Source organism: Streptomyces sp. NPDC004051 (assembly GCF_053604275.1).
On record NZ_JBSGHG010000007.1, the window covers coordinates 196,861 to 210,173 of the forward strand.

General features: G+C 71.7%; 10 protein-coding genes. 3 read left to right on the plus strand and 7 right to left on the minus strand.

Annotated features, from left to right (window positions below):
- Positions 1-210: 210 nt before the first annotated feature.
- Genes pcaDC through pcaH form a run of 4 tightly spaced genes read right to left on the minus strand, consistent with a single transcriptional unit; the run spans position 211 to position 4,083 of the window.
- On the minus strand, positions 211-1,338 hold the full coding sequence (pcaDC, locus tag ACWEQO_RS11320; RefSeq protein WP_361456376.1) for a bifunctional 3-oxoadipate enol-lactonase/4-carboxymuconolactone decarboxylase PcaDC: 1,128 nt from the start codon (positions 1,336-1,338) through the stop codon (positions 211-213).
- Complete coding sequence (gene pcaB, locus ACWEQO_RS11325; protein ID WP_452981528.1) at positions 1,335-2,696, minus strand: 3-carboxy-cis,cis-muconate cycloisomerase; 1,362 nt, start codon at positions 2,694-2,696, stop codon at positions 1,335-1,337. The genes pcaDC and pcaB overlap by 4 nt, the downstream gene beginning before the upstream one ends.
- A complete protein-coding gene (gene pcaG / locus ACWEQO_RS11330) occupies positions 2,693-3,298 on the minus strand; it encodes a protocatechuate 3,4-dioxygenase subunit alpha (protein WP_361456382.1) in 606 nt (201 codons plus the stop codon). The genes pcaB and pcaG overlap by 4 nt, the downstream gene beginning before the upstream one ends.
- A 5-nt stretch (positions 3,299-3,303) precedes the next feature.
- Complete coding sequence (pcaH, locus tag ACWEQO_RS11335; protein ID WP_452981531.1) at positions 3,304-4,083, minus strand: protocatechuate 3,4-dioxygenase subunit beta; 780 nt, start codon at positions 4,081-4,083, stop codon at positions 3,304-3,306.
- 277 nt (positions 4,084-4,360) lie between these two features.
- On the opposite strand from pcaH, the gene ACWEQO_RS11340 reads away from it, so the two are divergent.
- Positions 4,361-4,825 carry a MarR family winged helix-turn-helix transcriptional regulator gene (locus ACWEQO_RS11340; RefSeq protein WP_361456388.1) on the plus strand — a complete coding sequence of 155 codons (465 nt, stop codon included), beginning with the start codon at positions 4,361-4,363 and terminating at the stop codon, positions 4,823-4,825.
- Here ACWEQO_RS11340 and ACWEQO_RS11345 read toward each other — a convergent pair whose 3' ends face one another.
- Complete coding sequence (locus ACWEQO_RS11345) at positions 4,826-5,854, minus strand: DUF3048 domain-containing protein (protein WP_452981535.1); 1,029 nt, start codon at positions 5,852-5,854, stop codon at positions 4,826-4,828.
- A 221-nt stretch (positions 5,855-6,075) separates the two neighbouring features.
- Here ACWEQO_RS11345 and ACWEQO_RS11350 point away from each other — a divergent pair, with 221 nt between their 5' ends.
- Complete coding sequence (locus tag ACWEQO_RS11350) at positions 6,076-7,266, plus strand: zinc-dependent alcohol dehydrogenase (RefSeq protein ID WP_361456394.1); 1,191 nt, start codon at positions 6,076-6,078, stop codon at positions 7,264-7,266.
- Positions 7,267-7,349: 83 nt separating this feature from the next.
- Here the strand turns inward: ACWEQO_RS11350 and ACWEQO_RS11355 are convergent, their stop codons facing one another.
- The gene (locus ACWEQO_RS11355; RefSeq protein ID WP_452981590.1) at positions 7,350-9,500 is read right to left on the minus strand and encodes an OmpL47-type beta-barrel domain-containing protein; all 2,151 of its coding nucleotides are present in this window, start codon (positions 9,498-9,500) and stop codon (positions 7,350-7,352) included.
- Positions 9,501-9,544: 44 nt separating this feature from the next.
- Positions 9,545-12,070 (minus strand): ThuA domain-containing protein, encoded by a 2,526-nt coding sequence (locus ACWEQO_RS11360; protein WP_452981538.1) that lies wholly within the window; start codon positions 12,068-12,070, stop codon positions 9,545-9,547.
- 259 nt (positions 12,071-12,329) lie between these two features.
- Here ACWEQO_RS11360 and ACWEQO_RS11365 point away from each other — a divergent pair, with 259 nt between their 5' ends.
- Positions 12,330-13,313 (plus strand): multicopper oxidase domain-containing protein, encoded by a 984-nt coding sequence (locus tag ACWEQO_RS11365; protein ID WP_452981541.1) that lies wholly within the window; start codon positions 12,330-12,332, stop codon positions 13,311-13,313.

Sequence of the window (13,313 nt, forward strand, 5' to 3'; positions counted from 1 at the left end):
CCGGCTCCTGAATCTGGCTCCTGGCTCCGGGACCTCGGTCCCGGGCCTGGCACCGAGACTCCGGCCCTGGCCCTGGCTCCCGGCCCCGGGACTCTGGCGCCGGGACCCCCGGCCCCTGACTCCGGCCCTGGACGGCGAGCGGGGCCAGGACGACCGGCCGTAGCGCCCCGCCCCCGCACGACCGGCCGTAGCGCCCGGGCCCCGGGCCCGTCACGACGTGCCGTCGGCCTCCTCCGCCAGGACCCGCTGGGCCGTCGCGAAGGCCGAGTTGGCCGCCGGTACGCCGCAGTACACCGCCGTCTGCATCAGCACCGCTCCGATCTCCTCGGGGGTGAGCCCGTTGCGCCGTGCCGCGCGGACGTGCATGGCCAGCTCGTCGTAGTGGCCGTGTGCGACCAGCGCGGTGAGCGTGATCATGCTGCGTTCGCGGCGGGTGAGCGTCGGATCGGTCCAGATCTCACCCCAGGCGTAGCGCGAGATGAAGTCCTGGAACCGCGCGGTGAACGCCGTCTGCCGGGCCTGGGCCCGGTCCACGTGCGCGTCCCCGAGAACCTCGCGCCGTACCCGCATCCCGCTCGCCGCGTCCCCGCCGAAGTGCGCCCGCAGCGCCGTCAGCACCGCCTCGGGACGCTCCGCCGGCGCCAGATGAGAGGCGCCCGGGATCTCCACGAGTCCCGCGCCCGGCACCGCGTCGGCGATCTCGCGCAGATGCGCCGGGGGCGTCGCCGGGTCCTCCCGACCGGCCACCAGCAGGGTCGGCACCCGGATCTGTGCGAGGTGCTCCCGCAGATCGAACGCGGCCAGCGCGTCGCAGCAGGCGGCGTACGCCCCGGGATCGGCGTCCCGGTGGTCGCGGACCAGCTCCGGCACCGTGAAACCGGGGGTGAACCAGCGGGCGTCCGCACTCTCCGCGAGCCCCGAAAGGCCCTCGCTCCGCACCAGCGCCGCCCGCTCCTCCCACGCCTTCGCGCCGTTGAAGTGCGCCGAGGAGCAGATCACGGCCAGTGAGGACACCCGCTCCGGGTGACGCACGGCCAGTTCCAGGCCCACCGCTCCGCCCAGCGACACGCCCGCGTAGGCGAACCGCTCGATGCCGAGCGTGTCGGCGAGCGCGATCACCAGGTCCCCCAGCTCGCCGACGGTCGCGCCGGGACCGATCAGCCCGGCCGCCGAACCGCCGTGCCCCGGCAGGTCCCAGCGGACCACCCGGTGCGTGATCGACAGCTCGGGCGCCACCTTGTCCCACAGGGCGTACGACGTGCCCAACGAGGGACCGAGCAGCAGCGGGGGAGCGGAACTCGGCCCCTCGGCACGGTGGTTGAGGACGGTGTCGGTCACGAGCGCTCCAGTGCACGGTCGGTGAGAGGGCCGGCTGAGCCGGTGTAACGGGTGGGATCGGTCAGGGCGGCGATGCCGATGGCGTCGAGGTTCTCCAGTTCCGGCAGTTCGGCCGAGTCGAGCTGCTCGGCGAGGAGTTCCCCGAGGTCACGGCCCTCGGTGTGGGCGCGCCGCGCCAGACGGGTGAGCAGTTCCTTCGCCCGGCCGCGGCCGAGCACGGGCGCCAGCTCCGCGGACAGCCGCTCGGAGACGATCAACCCGTGGGTGAGGCCGAGGTGTTCACGCATCACGTCCGCGTGCACCCGCAGCCCGTTGGAGAGTTCGGCGGCGTCCCGGGCCGCGCCGCCGGCCAGGCGGAGCAGGTCCCGCAGCGGCTCCCACTCGGCGTGCCAGGCGCCGGCCGGCCGTTCGTCCTCGGCCACCAGCGAGCCGTACAGCGTGGCCGCGAGCTGCGGTGCGCGCCGGGCCGCCGCCGCGATCAGCGTCGAACGCACCGGGTTGGCCTTGTGCGGCATGGCCGAGGAGCCGCCGCCGCTGCCCTCGGAGAGCTCCGCGATCTCGGTGCGGGAGGAGGTGAGCACGTCCGCCGCGAGCTTGCCCAGCGCCCCCGTGGTGAAGGCGAGGGCGCCGGCGAGGTCGGCGACCGGAGTGCGCAGCGTGTGCCAGGGGAGGGCGGGCGGGCACAGCCCGAGCTCCCGGGCGTAGAGCGCCGGCAGCGCGGTCGCGTCCGTCGCCCCGTACGCCGTGAAGGCCGCCAGGGTCCCGGCGGCACCGCCGAGCTGGGCCGGCAGCGAGGCGCGTACGGCCCTCGCCCGGTCGCGGGCGTCGAGCACCAGCGAGCGCCACCCGGCGGCCTTCAGCCCGAAGGTCGTCGGCACCGCGTGCTGGGTCAGCGTCCGCCCCGGCAGCACCGTGTCGCGGTGCTCGGCGGCGAGAGCGGCCAGTGCCCGCTGGCAGCGGTCGAGGTCGTCGAGGAGCGGGTCCAGGGCGCGGTGGGCGACCAGCATCATCGCCGTGTCCATGATGTCCTGGCTGGTCGCACCCCGGTGCACGGAGGGGCCGTGCTCCTCGCCGACCGCCCGGGTCAGATCCGCGACCAGCGGGATCACCGGGTTCCCGCCCTCCCGCGCACGCTCGGCGAGGGACGCGGCATCGAAGCGCCCGGGGTCGGCGGCCACCTCCGTGACCGCCGCCGCGGCCCCGGCGGGAACGAGCCCCGCGGCCGCCTGCGCCCGGGTCAGCGCGGCCTCGGCGTCCAGCAGGGCACGCAGGAAGGCGCCGTCACCGGTCTCGGCGGCGGCCGGGGAACCGGCCCACCCGGGGGCGAGCAGGCCGGTACCGGTGTCGGGTGAGGTCACTGGAACTCCAGGAAGACCGTCTCGCCCTCGCCCTGGAGGCGGATGTCGAAACGGTACGTCCCGTGGCCCTCGTCCACCGCGATCAGCGTGGAGCGGCGGTCCGCGTCGAGCCGGGACAGCAGCGGGTCCGCCGCGAGCACGGCCTCGTCGCCGGGCAGGTGGATCCGGGTGAACAGATGCACCAGCAGGCCCCGTGCGAACACGCACACACTGAGGTACGGCGCGTGCTGTCCGCGCGCCCCCGGCCGCAGCGTGCGCACGTACCAGTGGCCGTCGGCATCGGTCTGGATCCGGCCGAAGCCGGTGAACTCCACCCCGTTGCGGCCCAGGTGATCGCCGCTCGCCGGGTCCCGCCGCATCGAGCCGTCGGCCGTCGGCAGATTGCCCTCCGGATCGGCGCCCCACACCTCCAGCAGCGCGTCCGGCAGCGGCTTGCCCTCGCCGTCGTACACGTACCCGTGCACGGTGACGGTGTCCGGGTGGCCGAGCGGCGCGATGTCCTCGCCGCCGCGGAAGGGCAGCGCGTAGCCGTAGAACGGGCCGACGGTGTGCGAGGGGGTGGGCAGCACGTTCTCCGGGCTGCTCGTGTCGATCTTCGTCATGGTGGTCAGCGCCCTTCTTCCATCCAGGTGGCCCGCGGTCCGTCGAGCACGATGTCCCAGTGGTAGCCGAGGGAGAACTCCGGCACCGACAGGCTGTGGTCGTAGGTCGCCACCAGGCGCTGCCGGGCCGCGTCGTCGGTCACCGACTGCAGGATCGGGTCGTAGGGGAAGAGCGGGTCGTTCGGGAAGTACATCTGCGTCACCAGCCGCTGGGTGAAAGCGGAGCCGAAGACGGAGAAGTGGATGTGCGCCGGGCGCCACGCGTTGACGTGGTTGCGCCACGGGTACGGGCCCGGCTGGACGGTCGTGAAGCGGTAGAAGCCCTCGGCGTCGGTCAGGGTGCGGCCGGCACCGGTGAAGTTGGGGTCCAGCGGGGCGTCGTGCTGCTCCCGCTGATGGGCGTACCGGCCGGCCGAGTTGGCCTGCCAGATCTCCACCAGCTGGCCGCGCACGGGACGCCCGTCCCGGTCCAGCAGCCGCCCGGAGACGGTGATGCGCTCACCGACGGGCTCGCCGTCGTGGTGGCGGGTGAGGTCGTTGTCGACCGCGGTGAGGTCCCGCTCGCCCCAGGCGGGGGAGGACAGCTCCACCAGCTCCGGGTCCTTGGACACGTCGACGGCGATCGCCGGCTGCCTGGGGTGGCGCAGCACCGAGGAGCGGTACGGGGCGTAGTCGCGGCGCGGATGGTGCTCGACGGGGGCGCCGCCCGCCACCCGCTTCTCGTACGCGGCGTGCTCGGCCGCGATCTCCTGGTCGATGTCGTGCTGGGTGAGTGCGTTCGTCACGACAGTCCCTCCGTGGCAGAGGTCCACACCTTGTCCATCGGGAAACCCCATCCCTTCCAGTCCGGCCGGCCGGATGCGCACCGGTCCGCCGCCGTGTGTCGTAGGTACCGAGATAGTCAGGGCACTGAGTATTTTGGTTGCAGTCCTTCACGCTGCCATCGTCGGGCAGAAGCGTCAATACCCTCTTCCATCCAGTGACAATGCCTTGCAGGAGTCGCAGACAGGTTCACTTCCGCGCGGGTATCGTTCAGTGCACCGACGAAAAGAGGAGAGTGCTGTGGGGGCGTACACGGCAGCGGTGGACCTCACCGGCCACCCCGGGCATCTGGCCCGGCGGCTCCAGCAGGCGCACCACCTGCTGTGGACCACGATGGTCTCCGAGGAGATCACCTCGCCGCAGTTCGCGGTCCTCAACGCGCTCGTCGCCGAGCCCGGCCTGGACCAGCGCACGGTGGGGGAGCGGGTGGGACTCGACCGGTCCACCATCGCCGAGGTGGTCGGCCGGCTCCTCCGGCGGGACCTGCTCGACAAGGTCCGTGATCCGCGGGACGGCCGCCGCTTCCTGCTCCGGCTCACGGACGACGGTCTGCGCGCCCACCGCAAGCTGGTGGTGCGCACCGCCCGGATGAACCAGGTCTTCCTGGCCCCGCTGGGCGACGACGAGCAGGCCGCCTTCTTCGAGCTGATCCGCCGGGTGGCGGACGCGGCCGAGGAACTGCGCCGGGTGGCGGCCCCGCGCTGATCAGGGGGCCTTCGCGTAGACCACCCACACCTGCCCCCGCGCGAAGTTCACCGGAGCGCCGCCGTCGGTCGTGAACGAGGTGCCGTCCGCGGCGTCCGGCCTGCTCCAGCGGACCTGGTGGGCGCGCCCGTCGCGCAGCACGGTGGCCTCCCCGGAGCCCACCGTCTCGGTGTACGGAGTGTTGTTGCCGAGGTAGTCGTGGTAGTCGGAGGCGCGGACGGTCACGTACTGCACGACGACGGTCTCGGGCGCCAGCCGCTCGCCCCGCGGGGTGACCGCGGGATCGCCGTCCATCGAGACCAGCCAGCGGTCGCGGGCCTCGGACCAGGTGAAGGCGAAGCGGGCCGCCGGATAGCGCACCGTGTGCGTGGCCTCGGGCGTGCCGCCCGGGGGCGGCGGACCGTGGTGGAAGCCGGTGGTCAGTGCGGACGGGCCGGGCGGGTCGTCCAGGAGCCGCCGGGGGTGGAGATAGAGGTTGTGCGGGGAGGAGCGGTCGGTGGCCCGGCTGTAGACGCCCGTCCTGGCGCCGGGCGTCCCCGGGGTCAGCGCCTCCAGCGGAGCCTCGCCGATCAGCGGCAGCAGTCTGCTCTGCGCCCCGGAGAACGCCAGGATCGGCCGGTCGAACTGGCGCAGCAGCTCCAGGTCGGCCTCCCGGGCGCTGCGCACCGGTCCCACGGACTCGGGCAGCCGGGTGGCGTAGACCGCCATCAGCCGGCTCAGTCCGCCCTCGACCTGCTCGACGTAGACCACGTCCGCCGCGTCCAGGCCCGTCTGTGGCCGGGCCGTGGGAGCGTTGTCGAGCTTCACGGCGAGCACCGGAGAGCCGCCGGCCCCGTCCGGCCGCGACTCGAGCGGCGACGGCCAGGACTCTCCGCGGCCGTCGTCGCCCGGGCTGCCGGAGGCCGTGCAGCCGGCCGCCGGACCGGCGGCCAGGAGCACCGCCAGCAGTGCTCTCGTCGTCGCCGCGCGCCGTGTGCGTGTCGTGCGCCGTGTACGTGCCGCACGTCGTGCGCGCGTCCCTCGTCCCATGCCCACCGTCGCCACCCTGCCTACCCCGAATCGTCAGTTGTCTTGATTGTGCGCTTTTCTGATCGTCGGTGGCCATAGCTGATCAGTGGCGGTCCCGCGCGGTGGCTTCCGCCGATCGGCCCAGTGGCGCACGGTTCGGCGCGGACCGCCCGGGTACCCGGGGCCCGCACGGAGAAGCCACGAAGAAGGCGTGCGGGAAGCCACGAAGGGAGCGGGCGGCGATGAGGGCAGTGACCTGGCAGGGAAAGCGGGACGTGAGGGTGGAGAACGTGCCCGATCCCCGGATCGAGGAACCCACGGACGCCGTCATCCGGATCACCTCCACCGGCCTGTGCGGTTCCGACCTGCACCTGTACGAGGTGCTCACCCCGTTCATGACCCCGGGCGACATCCTCGGCCACGAGCCGATGGGCATCGTCGAGGAGGTCGGCGCCGCCGTGCCGGACCTCCAGGCCGGCGACCGGGTCGTGGTGCCGTTCCAGATCGCCTGCGGCAACTGCTGGATGTGCCTCACCGGTCTGCCCACCCAGTGCGAGACCACTCAGGTCAGCGCCGAGGGCATGGGCGCGGCCCTGTTCGGCTACACCCGCCTCTACGGCGCGGTACCGGGCGGCCAGGCCGAGTACCTGCGGGTCCCGCAGGCCCAGTACGGCCCCATCAAGGTCCCCCAGGGGCCGCCCGACGACCGGTTCGTCTACCTCTCGGACGTGCTGCCCACCGCCTGGCAGGCGGTCGCCTACGCCGACGTCCCGAAGGGCGGCAGCATCGCCGTGCTCGGCCTCGGGCCCATCGGCGACATGGCCTGCAGGATCGCCCGGCTCAAGGGAGCCGACCGGGTCTTCGGCGTGGACCTGGTGCCGGAACGCCTGCGCCGGGCGCGCGACCGGGGCGTGGAGACCTTCGACCTGCGCTCCTTCGACGACGAGAAGGAACTCGTCACCGCCATCCGCGACCGGACCGACGGCCGCGGTCCCGACGCCGTGATCGACGCCGTCGGCACCGAGGCGCACGGCAGCGCGGCGGCCCGCATGGTGCAGAACGCCTCCGCGCTGCTGCCCCGCAAACTGAGCGGACCCATGGCGGAGCGCTTCAGCGTCGACCGCCTCGCCGCCCTCCACACCGCGATCGAACTCGTGCGGCGCGGCGGCACCATCTCGATCACCGGCGTCTACGGCGGCATGGCCGACCCGATGCCCATGCTCACCCTGTTCGACAAGCAGATCCAGATGCGCATGGGGCAGGCGAACGTACGCCACTGGAGCGACGAGATCATCCCCCACCTCACGGACGAGGACCCCCTCGGCGTCGAGGACTTCGCCACCCACCGGGTACCGCTGTCGGAGGCGCCCCGGGCCTACGAGATGTTCCAGCGCAAGCAGGACGGCGCGGTCAAGGTGCTCATGCAGCCGTGAGGTCCGGGCGGCAGGGCGGGGCCGGGAAACCGCGGGTCCGCGGCTTCCCGGCCCCCTGTCGGCCGGTTCCGGTCAGTGCCGTGTCACGGCAGTTCCTTGATCCGGACGTCCCGGTACGAGACCACGTCGGTGGTGCCGTGGACCTGGAGCCCGACGTAGCCGGAGGCGAACCGCCGCCCGTCCGTGCCCGGGTCGTCCGAGCGCGACGGGGTGAAGTCCTGACCGCCGTTGTTGTCGAACTCGTTGATCAGCACACCGTTGCGGTAGACCGAGTAGTGCTGGTCCACCACGCGGATCTCGTAGTCGTTCCAGGTGCCCTTCTGCGTCACGCCCGCACCGGCCAGGCCCACCCGGTCGAAGCCGTAGACCGAGCCCGTCTTGTACATGTCGCCGGTGGGGGAGTCGAACACCTGCACCTCGTGCCCGTACTTGATGGCGACCCACTCCGGCCGCGTCTCCTCCGGATGGTCGTGCACCTGCGGGAACCGCACGAACACACCGGAGTTGGCGTTGCCGGCGCCCGGCGCGTCGTCCCGCCACTGCAGCTTCAGCGAGAAGTCGCCGTACTTGCGCTCGGGGAACCACAGCATGCCGAGCCCGGCCCTGGTGGTGCCGGAGGTGATCGACCCGTCCGGGTTCAGGGCGAACGAACCCCCGCCCACCTGCTGCCACTTGGCGAACGACTCCGCACTGCCGTCGAGGATCGTGCGGTAGCCCTCGGTCCGGCCCGGCGTGCCGATCCCGGACCGGCCGGCCGCCCGGTCGATCGCCCGGTACTCCCGCCGGTCGACGACTCCTTCCTTCTCGAGCTTGTCCAGCACGCCCGTGACGTGCTTCAGGAACAGCGCGTGGGACGTCCACTCCTTCTCGTCCTCGATCAACTCGCCGATCCGGCACCGGTTGTTCGTGACCCGGTTGGTCACACCCGAGTCGACCTCGCCGACGAACACCGTCGGCCGCTCGTCGAACTCCGGGCAGGGCGGCGGGGGAACCTGGCCCGACACGACCGTGAAGCTCACCGCGAGCGGGGCGGAGGTGTTGCCCGCCTTGTCGCTCGCCCGGTACGCCAGGGTGTGCCTGCCCGCCCGGTCGACGAGCACGGGAGCCGTGTACGCCAGGTAGGGCCCGCCGTCGAGCGAGTACTCGATGCCGGCGACGCCGGAGCCGTGCCCGTCGGAGGCGCTGACGGTCACCTTCGCGCTGCCGACGTACGCCCCGGCGGAGTTCTTCGAACCCTCGACGGTCACACCGGTCACCGGCGGGGTGGTGTCCTGCGGGGGCGCGGAGACGACGGTGAACCCGACGCTCTTCTCGGCCGCCGCGTTGCCCGCCTTGTCCGTGGCGCGGTAGCGCACGGTGTGCGTGCCCACCTGGTGCACCATCACCGGGCCGGTGTACTCCCGCCAGGCGCCGGAACCGATCGCGTACTCGATGGTGTTGACGCCGGAGCCCGTGTCGGAGGCTGTGACGGTGACGGTCGCCATGTCGATGTACGCGCCGTCGGCGTTCTTCTGTCCGTCCACCGTCGCCGAGGTCTCCGGGGCGGTGGTGTCGTCCGTCGGCGGGGCGACGACGGTGAACCCGACGCTCCGCTCCGCCGAGACGTTGCCCGCCTTGTCCAGGGCGCGGTAGCGCACCGTGTGCGCGCCGACCTGGTCGACGACGACCGGCGCGGTGTACGGCTGCCAGGCGCCGTCGGCGCCGATCGCGTACTCGATCCGGTCCACGCCCGAGCCCTCGTCGGTCGCCGTGACGGCGACACTCGCCGAGCCGACGTAGGCGCCCTCGGCGTTCCGTACGCCGGTCACCTCCGCCCTCGCCTCGGGTGCCGTGGTGTCCTCGCCGCTGCCCTCGGTCACCACCAGGATGCCCTGCATCTGGCCGTGGCCGGGGATCGTGCAGTGGTAGAAGTAGCGGCCCGGGGTGAGCGTGACCTCGGCCGTGTACCGGCCCTTCTGGGCGTCGTTGGGGTTGGCCAGGATGTTGAGCTGGACGTCGTCGTTGAACTCGGGGTCCGAGGTGACGAACGTCAGCGTGTGCGGCATGCCGGTGGTGTTGCCGGTGGCCACGCTGTTCTCGAAGACGATCGTCGCCGGTCCGGCCACCGCGGTCGCCGGCGCCGAGAGGTACTTGTCGATGTCGTTGCCCGCGGTCCAGGTGAGCACCTGGGCCGCCTTGGCGTCGGGGGCACCGGTGTCGTCGGCCGCGGAGACGGTCTGCAGCCCGAGCGCCATGAGCAGGGCGGCCAACAGGGCTGCCCAGAATCCGTGGTGCCGTATCACTCGGTCCCCCTCGCCAGCTGACCGGCGGCCGGGGTCGGACCGCCGCCCTCGTAGGTGACCCGCCACAGCGCGGACTTGGCGTCCGAGGTGAAGAAGCCGCGGCCGTAGTCGAGGACGTACAGCGCGCCGTCCGGACCGAACTTCCAGTCCATCAGGTTCTTGATGCCGTCGTTCCCGATCGGCACGATCTTCTTCAGGGACTCCGAGTGCACCGGCAGTCCGCCGTCGCCCTGCGTCTTCGGGTTCATGAGCACCGCGTTGCGCGGCTGGTCGGCGTCGTAGAAGTCGCCGACGAACCACTTGCCGTCCCAGTAGGCCGGCCACTTGGTGTCACTGTCGCTCGCCTCGTCGAAGCGGTAGACGGGCCCGTTCATCGCGGCCTGCCCGCCGCCCTTGAGCCAGGGCAGCCGGTAGGTGGCCTCGTCCTGCTTGTACGACGGGACGCCGTCGGCGTTCCGGGGGAAGTCCGGGCCGCCGCCCTGCGGCGAGTACCAGATGTTGTTGCCGGTCACCGGCGGCAGGTTGACCAGGCCGTCGTTGTTCGGTGACTCGTTCTTCGGGCGGTCGCAGTCGTACCAGCCCAGCGGCTGGGACGGATCGGGCAGATTGCGGTCCCGGTAGGGCTGCTTGTTGCCCATGCAGTACGGCCAGCCGCGGTTGGACGCCTCGGTGATCACGGCGAAGGTGTCGTACTTGGCCGGGCCCCAGGTCGTCGACGGCTGCCCCGCGTCCGGGCCGACCCAGCCGGCGTAGAGCACGTCGGTGACCGGGTCGACGAAGATGCGCGCCGGGTTGCGCACCCCCATCACGTAGATCTCGCCGCGCGTCTTGCCGCCGCCCTCGGCGCTCTCCTTGCCGGTGAACAGATTGCCCGCGGGAAGCGTGTACGTCCCGTCCGGCTCCGGGTGGATGCGCAGGATCTTGCCGTTGAGGTTGTTGGTGTTGCCGGAGGTGCGGCGCGCGTCCGCGAAGGAGACGCCCTTGAAGTTCGGCTCGGGGTTGTTGCCCGAGTAACCGCCGCTGAATCCGCTGGAGTTGTTGTCCCCGGTGGCGATGTACAGGTTGCCCTTGGAGTCCCAGGCCAGCCCGCCGCCCGCATGGCAGCAGCTGTGGATCTGCACCGGCCAGTCGAGCAGCACCTTCTCGCTGTGCAGGTCCAGCTTGCCGGTGGACTCGTCGAACGTGAAGCGGGAGACCCGCCGGTCGGCCATGCGCGTGACGCGGTCGATCTCCGAGTGGGGGGTGTAGTGCAGGTACACCCACCCGTTCCGCTCGAACGCCGGGTCCAGCTCGATGCCGAGCAGCCCCTCCTCGACCTTGACCAGTTCGTCGCCGCCGCCCTTGTTGCCGAAGACGGTGAGCGCGCCGGCCAGGGTGACCTTCCCGGTCCTCGGGTCGTAGACGTGGATCTCGCCCTTGCCCTTGCCGATGTCGGGGTTGTTCCAGTCGGTGATCACCGGCCGGGAGGAGTCGGCGCCGCCGCGGCCGATGTAGAAGACGCGGCCGTCGGGGGCGGTGACCAGTCCGTGCGGCTCGCCGATCTGGTCGTTCTGGCCCGGCTGGTTGGGCCGGGTGAGCCGCTCCGCCTTGTAGTTGCCGTTGATGGTCGCCTTGCAGTCGGCCTGGACGAGCCGTGTGGTCCACAGCAGGGCGCCGCGCAGGTGCTCACGGAACTCGGTCTCGTCGTACGACGACACCGTGCCGCCCATCCCGGTGTAGAAGGACCGGCCGCCGTCGTAGTCGCGGCACCAGCTCACCGGGTGGTCCGCGCCGTTGGCGCCCGCTCCGGGCCGGTAGGTCGACTCGCGGACCCTGGCCACGGTGTGCACCTCGCCGGACGGGTTCTTCGTCCAGTTCAGCCACTTGTCGGGCCGTTTCCACTCCTGCGGCAGGCTCTTGGTCGCCGGGTGCCGCCGGTCGCCCACCTCGACGGTGGCGCGCTGGACGTCCGCCGGGCCGGACGCGGCCGGACGGGCGCCGATGAGGCCGGTGAACCAGTCCGAGTACGGCTCCGCGCGGGCCGCATCGTGAATGCCGACGAACCCGCCGCCGGCCTCCATGTAGGCCTCCAGGCCCGCCTCCTGGGCCGGGTCCAGGACGTCCCCGCCGCCGGTGAGGAACACGATCGCGTTGAAGCGGCCCAGCCTCCTGTCGTCGGTGAAGACCGAGGCGTCGTCCGTGGCGGTGACCTCGAACCGCTGGTTCGCCGGGCCGGACAGCCCGATCCTCTCGATCGCCTCGATCCCGGCGTTCACCACCGGTGACTCGTCACCGGCCGCGGCGGAACCGTGGAAGAGCAGCACCCGTACGTCCGCGCCGCCCGGAGGCGACTTGATCGACATCGTTGTCAGGGCCGGGTCGTCCGGGCGGGCGCTGGCGGCGGGACCCGACAGCAGTCCGGCGGCGACGACTCCCGCGGTGACGGTGGCCGCCCACGCCCTTCGTCCCGCTCCGGCCCTCCCCGCGCGTGCGGCGCTCCTGGTTCCTCTGGTGCTTCTTGTGCTCAACCCCTTCAAGCGCATGGGTTCTTGATGCGACGTGAACCGCATGTGGCCACCCACCCCTCCTCGGTCGCAGCGACAGCGTCAAGGAAGCTAGACCTCTTTGCGTCACACGCCAATACCTATGGCCGCAATGGAACGAACTTTGTCCTGAGTGTGGATAAACGAGAGGGTGGCCGCTACGGTTTCACAGGTTCATGACAGCAATATCACGGCCGTCGTGCTCACGTCTCTCAGGTATCCGCACCATCAAGTCCCTTACCAGTAGGGAGAGTTCGGCATGCAAAGACGCGACTTCAACCGGCGGGTGCTGCTGGGCGGCGCGGTCGTCGCGACATCGATGTCCCTGGGGCCCGAGGCGGTCGGCGCCGCCACGCCGGCGAAGACCGCGCCCGCCGGCGGCGAGGTGAGGCGCATCAAGCTGTACGCCGAGCGGCTGGACGGCGGTGGGATGGGCTACGGCCTGGAGAAGGGCGAGGCGTCCGTCCCCGGCCCCCTGATCGAGCTCAACGAAGGCGACACGCTGCACATCGAGTTCGAGAACACCATGGACGTGCCGGTGAGCCTGCACGTCCACGGCCTGGACTACGAGATCTCCAGCGACGGCACCAAGATGAACCGCAGCGACGTCGCACCCGGCGGCACCCGCACCTACACCTGGCGCACCCACAAGCCCGGACGGCGCCCGGACGGCACCTGGCGGTCCGGCAGCGCCGGCTACTGGCACTACCACGACCACGTCGTGGGCACGGAACACGGCACCGGCGGCATCCGCAACGGCCTGTACGGCGCGGTGATCGTGCGGCGCAAGGGGGACGTCCTGCCGGACCGGACGCACACGATCGTCTTCAACGACATGACGATCAACAACAGGCCCGCCCACACCGGCCCCGACTTCGAGGCCACCGTCGGCGACCGCGTCGAGATCGTCATGATCACGCACGGCGAGTACTACCACACCTTCCACATGCACGGTCACCGCTGGGCCGACAACCGGACCGGCATGCTCACCGGCCCCGACGACCCGAGCCAGGTCATCGACAACAAGATCGTGGGACCGGCGGACTCCTTCGGCTTCCAGATCATCGCGGGGGAGGGGGTGGGGGCGGGCGCCTGGATGTACCACTGCCACGTCCAGAGCCACTCCGACATGGGGATGACCGGGATGTTCCTGGTGAAGAAGCCGGACGGCACGATTCCCGGTCACGACCCGCACGAGCACGGCCACAGGCCCGCGGGGGAGGGCGAGGCGCACGAGCACTGA